The following is a 1,015-nucleotide window of genomic DNA, read 5'->3' as shown; positions in this document are numbered from 1 at the left end:
TGGGTATCAGGAGTTGTTTGCCGCCATGACCGGAAACGCCGGTGCGGCCGGGAAAGCCGATGCCGTGAAAGGCCGCGTCACGGAGGCCGTGGCTGCTACGGGGTCCGCGGCCGGCCTGTTGCGTCAATCGGCGGATGCCTTTACCGCCGCCGGTGAGGCCGCCGGGCGCGTGGGCGATGCGCGCGGTCAGTCCTACGCCTGGGGGTATCTCGGAGGACTACGAGAGCGTGAGCATCGCCATCCGGAGGCCTTGGAGTATTCGCGGAAGGCCACCTTCGCCGCTCAAAAAGTACATGCGCCGGAATCGCTGTATCGTTGGCAATGGCAAACGGCGAGATTGTTACGTGCGGAGGGCAAGGAAGAAGAGGCGCTGACGGCCTACCAGCGTGCGGTGACTCTCCTGAAGCCGATTCATTACGAATACTCTGTGGGGAATCAGGGGCGGCATCATTCGTACTACGAATCGGTCGCGCCGTTGTTTGTAGAGTACGAGGATGTCTTGTTGCGGAGAGCGGCAGCGGCAAAGACACCGGATCAGAACGAACAGTTGCTCGTCAGGGTGAAAGAGACGATTGAAGTCTCGCGGGCGGCCGAATTGCAGGACTATTTCCAAGACGATTGTGTTGCGACGGTCGCGAGCCACCGAGGGGCCGGCTCCTTAGCGCCCGACACTGCGGTGATCTATCCCCTTGCGTTTCCCGACCGGCTCGAATTGCTCCTGGAAACGGCCAACGGACTGAAGCAGGTCAGGGTTCCTGTAACGGGCGACAAGCTGACGAATGAAATTCGTGCGTTCAGGCGGCTGATTCAGGACTCGCAGTCGCAGAATTATCTGGCTTCCGCCCAGGCGCTGCATGGCTGGTTGATTGCGCCCATTCAGCAAGATTTACAAGGGGCCGGCGTACATACGCTCGTGATGGTAGCTGAGGGATCGCTGAGAACCATTCCCATGGGGGCTTTGCACGATGGCCGGCATTTTCTCGTGGATTCACTCGCCGTGGCCGTCACACCGAGT

At 60.5% G+C, this 1,015-nt stretch carries 1 protein-coding gene; it reads left to right on the top strand.

The genetic code is table 11. The features are described from left to right. Positions 1-25: 25 nt before the first annotated feature. The coding region (locus tag KF784_20390; GenBank protein ID MBX3121416.1) for a CHAT domain-containing protein at positions 26-1,015 on the top strand (990 nt) is incomplete at its 3' end.

This window comes from Fimbriimonadaceae bacterium (genome assembly GCA_019638775.1).
Lineage (GTDB): Bacteria > Armatimonadota > Fimbriimonadia > Fimbriimonadales > Fimbriimonadaceae > JAHBTD01.
Note: the sequence above shows the minus strand (reverse complement) of the source record. Positions and strands in the feature narration are given on the sequence as shown.